The 5,324-nt window shown below is 45.7% G+C and carries 3 protein-coding genes; 2 read left to right on the top strand and 1 reads right to left on the bottom strand.

Features of this window, described 5'->3' with window-relative positions:
• Both CAG69_RS09880 and fabV read left to right on the top strand, forming a co-directional pair.
• Positions 1-2,212, top strand: a 2,212-nt coding sequence (locus CAG69_RS09880) for an acyl-CoA dehydrogenase (protein WP_161443980.1), incomplete at its 5' end; no start/stop codon positions are given.
• Positions 2,213-2,386: 174 nt separating this feature from the next.
• Positions 2,387-3,589 (top strand): enoyl-ACP reductase FabV, encoded by a 1,203-nt coding sequence (gene fabV, locus CAG69_RS09875; protein WP_161443978.1) that lies wholly within the window; start codon positions 2,387-2,389, stop codon positions 3,587-3,589.
• 78 nt (positions 3,590-3,667) lie between these two features.
• Here the strand turns inward: fabV and CAG69_RS09870 are convergent.
• Positions 3,668-5,324, bottom strand: a 1,657-nt coding sequence (locus CAG69_RS09870; protein ID WP_161443975.1) for an aspartate:alanine antiporter, incomplete at its 5' end; no start/stop codon positions are given.

Here is a 5,324-nt window from a genome sequence, read left to right as displayed (position 1 = left end):
CTCTAGCACCGAGAAAGAGGCGATGGAAGCGGGTAGTGTGTGGTGGGATGCCGAACTATTTTCAGGCAAGCCTAACTTCACTACATTGCACCATTATCCAACGCCGACACTGACAGCAGAAGAGCAGTCATTTATGGATAATGAGCTTGAAACCCTGCTAGAAATGCTTGATGACCAGAAGATTGTCAAAGAAGACAGGGATTTACCGCCTGAAGTATGGGAGTACTTACGTAAAGAGCGATTTTTCTCACTGATCATTTCAAAAGCGTATGGTGGTCGTGAATTTTCCGCTTTAGCGAACTCAACCATTGTTTCTCGTATTGCGACTCGTAGCATCAGCACCGCTGTATCGGTAATGGTACCGAACTCTCTTGGTCCAGGTGAGCTTTTATCGCACTATGGCACGCAAGAGCAAAAAGATTACTGGTTGCCTCGTTTAGCTGATGGTACCGACATTCCTTGTTTTGCATTAACAGGGCCCGAAGCGGGATCTGACGCCGGTGGTATACCAGATCAAGGCGTAGTTTGTTATGGCACTCACGAAGGCAAAGAAGTGCTTGGCGTGCGAGTTAGCTGGAATAAACGCTACATCACACTTGCGCCAGTGGCGACAGTGCTCGGATTAGCATTTAAGCTACAGGATCCAGAAGGGCTACTTGGTGATAAGAAAGAGGTTGGAATCACATGTGCGCTGATCCCCGCTGACAATGAAGGTGTCGAGATAGGCGAGCGCCATGATCCTCTGGGGTCTGCATTTATGAATGGTCCGACTCGTGGTGAAGATGTCTTCATCCCTATGGACTGGTTGATCGGTGGCGCTGATTACGCAGGTAAAGGTTGGCGTATGCTGGTTGAGTGTCTTTCTGCTGGTCGTGGTATCTCTCTCCCAGCGCTTGGCACTGCGATTGGTCATCTTACTACACGTACAACTGGTGCTTATGCTTACGTGCGTAAACAGTTTGGTATGTCGATCGGTAAGTTTGAAGGTGTCGCAGAAGCAATGGGGCGCATTGGTGGTCTTACTTACCTACTAGAAGCGACACGTACGCTGACGACGACTTCTCTCGATATGAAAGAAAAACCTGGGATCGTAACTGCGATTGCCAAGTACCACATGACGGAAATCGCGCGTACTATTCTAAATGATTCGTTTGATATTCATGCAGGTCGTGCGATTCAAGATGGCCCAATGAACTATCTTGCTAAACATTATCTCGGTATTCCAGTTGCTATCACTGTTGAAGGCGCGAATATTCTGACTCGTAACCTGATGATTTTTGGTCAAGGTGCGACTCGTTGTCACCCATATGTACTGAAAGAAATGGAAGCTGCTGCGAATCCAGATTCTGAACAAGGGGCGAAAGAATTTGACAACTTGCTCTTTAAACACATCAAACATGCGGTAGGCAATACATTTGGTGCATTTGGCGCGGCGCTAACTGGTTCTCGGTTTGTAAAAGCGCACATGAGTGGCCCAACACAGCAGTACTATAAAGAAATCACAAGATTAAGCCGAGCGCTTGCCGTTAGTGCTGACTTCGCGATGTTAACACTAGGCGGTGATTTGAAGCGTAAAGAAATGATTTCCGCACGTCTGGGTGATGGCTTAAGCTATCTATATATGGCGTCTGCCGCACTGAAGAAGTATGAAGATGAAGGACGTCAACAAGGCGATCTAGATTTTGTCCACTACGCCGTTCAACACTGCTTGTATAACGCATCTAAGTCATTAAATGAGGCTTTTACCAACTTCCCTGTGAAATACGTTGGCGGTGTGCTGAAAGGGTTATTGTTCCCACTTGGCAATCATTTCAATAAGCCAAGCGATGAACTGTGTGTGAATTTGGCGGAAGCGATGATGACGCCAGGAGCACAACGTGATCGACTCACGCATCTTTGCTACATCGGAAAATCCGACGACGACAGCGTAGGCTTAATGGAGAATGCCTTCCTCGCAATGTACGAAATCAAACCATTAGAGCGTAAGCTTATGAAGGCGGCGAAGGATGGGAAAGTGGCTCGTAAAGGTCTGCTACACGACCGTCTGCAGCAAGCATTTGAAGCTGGCGTGTTAACTGAGCAAGAAATTGACCAAATCATGGCGGCAGACAAATTGCGTTACAAGGCGGTTCAAGTTGACCACTTTAGTCATGACTTTTCTGAAGTACGAACCGATTACCCAAAAAAGTCGCATTTGAACCCGGCGGCATAGTAAACCGTTAATACTAAGAAAAGCACCTCAATGAGGTGCTTTTTTGTATTCTTGGGGAGTGGATGGTGGGATAGTGCTCCAACCACTTGCCTTTTAAGAGCATTTTTACAGAAATTAGATGCGAAATCCCAACGAAACTTTTATCCTAACAAGGTTTTTTAAAGGAAGTTGAATATGATCATCAAACCTAGAATTCGTGGATTTATCTGTACTACAACGCACCCTGTTGGTTGTGAAGCTAACGTAAAAGAACAAATTGCGTACACCAAAGCGCAAGGTCCAATCAAAAACGCACCTAAGCGTGTTCTTGTTGTTGGTGCATCAAGTGGCTACGGTCTATCTTCTCGTATCGCTGCGGCATTTGGTGGCGGTGCATCAACTATCGGTGTTTTCTTCGAAAAAGAAGGTACTGAGAAGAAACCAGGTACAGCAGGTTTTTACAATGCCGCTGCTTTTGAAAAGCTAGCGCGTGAAGAAGGTCTGTACGCAAAAAGCTTAAACGGCGACGCTTTCTCAAATGAAGCGAAACAGAAAACTATCGAGCTGATCAAAGAAGACTTAGGTCAAATCGATATGGTGGTTTACTCACTGGCATCTCCAGTACGTAAAATGCCAGAAACTGGTGAATTAGTTCGTTCATCTCTTAAACCTATCGGTGAAACTTATACATCAACTGCTGTTGATACCAACAAAGATGTGATCATCGAAGCAAGTGTTGAGCCTGCAACAGAAGAAGAAATCAAAGACACAGTAACCGTTATGGGCGGTGAAGACTGGGAACTTTGGATCAATGCACTGTCTGATGCTGGTGTTCTTGCTGAAGGCTGTAAGACAGTCGCGTACAGCTACATTGGTACTGAGCTAACTTGGCCAATCTACTGGGATGGCGCACTAGGTAAAGCGAAAATGGACCTAGATCGTGCGGCGAAAGCGCTAAACGACAAGTTAACAGCGACAGGCGGCAGTGCAAATGTTGCTGTACTTAAATCTGTTGTAACTCAGGCAAGTTCCGCAATTCCTGTTATGCCACTGTACATTGCAATGGTATTCAAGAAAATGCGCGAAGAAGGCGTACACGAAGGCTGTATGGAACAAATCTACCGTATGTTCAGCCAACGTCTGTACAAAGAAGATGGTAGCGCAGCAGAAGTGGATGAGATGAATCGTCTACGCCTGGATGACTGGGAACTTCGTGACGACATTCAGCAGCACTGTCGTGAGCTATGGCCTCAAATTACGACTGAGAACCTAAAAGAACTGACTGACTACGTAGAGTACAAAGAAGAGTTCTTGAAACTATTTGGTTTCGGTGTTGAAGGCGTAGATTACGAAGCGGATGTAAATCCAGCAGTTGAAGCAGACTTCATTCAAATCTAATCGAACCACAGACTAGATAACCAATAAACAAAAGGCGCTCATTGAGCGCCTTTTTGTATTTCATAGTCAAAGTGAGTATTAACTTAGTATTATCAGTATCGTACCAGCTAGCGTCATTAAAATATTTGCAATCGCATAGGTACCCGCATAACCAAGGGCTGGGATGGTGGACTTAGCGTAGTCGTTAACGACATCCATAGCTGGAGCGCAAGTACGGGCGCCAATAATGGCACCGAAGAGCAGGGCACGGTTCATCTTGAGTATGTGTGCGCCCACTAAATAGGCCAATACCACAGGCACAACACTAACAATGAATGCTAAACCAATCACTTTTGGACCAACTTGAGTCAAGTGCTCGAACATCTTTCCGCCTGCACTTAGACCTATTCCCACCATAAAGAACATCAAACCCAAATCTTTGACCATATTCAGCGCCCCCTGCGGGACATAGCCGAAAGTAGGGTGATTTGCTCGTAAGAAACCAAGTGTAATACCAGATAACAAAAGACCTACCGCGTTACCCAAGCTGAACGAAACCTGGCCGAATGTCATGGTGATGAGGCCAAACAGAATACCCAAAATAAAGAAGCTGCAAAAAGCGAGTAAATCGGCCATTTGACTGTGGATCGAGATGAAACCGATTTTTTCCGCGAGTCCATGTACTCGGCTTTTCTCGCCGCTCACCTGAAGGACGTCACCTTTAGCGAGCACAATGTCTAAGTCCATCGGCATTTCTATTTGCGCACGTACCACGCGGTTTAAGAAACAGCCAAACTCAGATAAGTTTAAATCCGATAAACGCTTGCCTGCGATAGCGTCACTTTTTACGACAATTTCTTCTTCAACGATGCGCAAATCAAGCAAGTTACGATCAAATACTTCTTTACCGTTGCGGAAGCTAGGATCCAAGCGAGCATGGCTATCAGGGAAGCCAACCAGTGCAATTTCATCACCTTCTTGCAAAATAGCATCACCATCTGGATGGGCGAGAATACCGTTACGGCGGATTCGCTCAATGTAACAGCCAGTTTGACGATAAATGCCCAGTTCACGCAAGTTCTTGCCGTCAGTCCAGTCAATCAATTCTGGGCCGACTCGGTAAGCACGAATAATCGGTAAGTACACTTTTCTTTGGCTTGAATTTCCAAGGCCACGTTCTTGAGCAATTTGCTGCGCAGAATCAGACAGGTTCTGCTTCTGTAGTTTTGGCAATAGCTTCGCGAACATGATCATGCTAATTAAGCCGACCAGATAAGCCATCGCGTAACCCACGGATAGATTTTCTAATACCAAAGAAAAATCCATATTGCGCGGTATAGTCGCAAGGCCAGAGTTAAGAGCGTCTTGTGCACCAACCAGTACAGGTGTTGCTGTCAACGCGCCAGCCATCATACCGGCTGACAAGCCAAAGTCGAGGCCGAAATAGTGGCTCAAGCCATACGTTAAGCTGACTGCGGACACGAGAACGGTCATACTTAAGATAAAGTAATGCTTACCATCTCTGAAGAATATGCCAAAAAAGTTTGGTCCAGCTTCAATGCCAACGCAATAAATAAACAGCATAAAGCCAATGGTTAATGCTTCTGCATTGAATGAGAAGCCAAGGTGACCCATTACCAACGAGGTAATTAGAACGCCTATGGAGTTGCCTAGTTGTAATTTGCCAAATCGGATTTTTCCGATGGCAAGGCCAATGGCTAATACGACGAAGATTAGAAGGATAGGGTTTTGCTCA

Origin of the sequence: Vibrio sp. V43_P6S15P86 (genome assembly GCF_009904725.1) — a bacterium.
Taxonomy (GTDB): domain Bacteria; phylum Pseudomonadota; class Gammaproteobacteria; order Enterobacterales; family Vibrionaceae; genus Vibrio; species Vibrio diabolicus.
The sequence above is the reverse complement of the archived record's forward strand: the minus strand, read 5'-3'. Positions and strand labels throughout refer to the sequence as shown.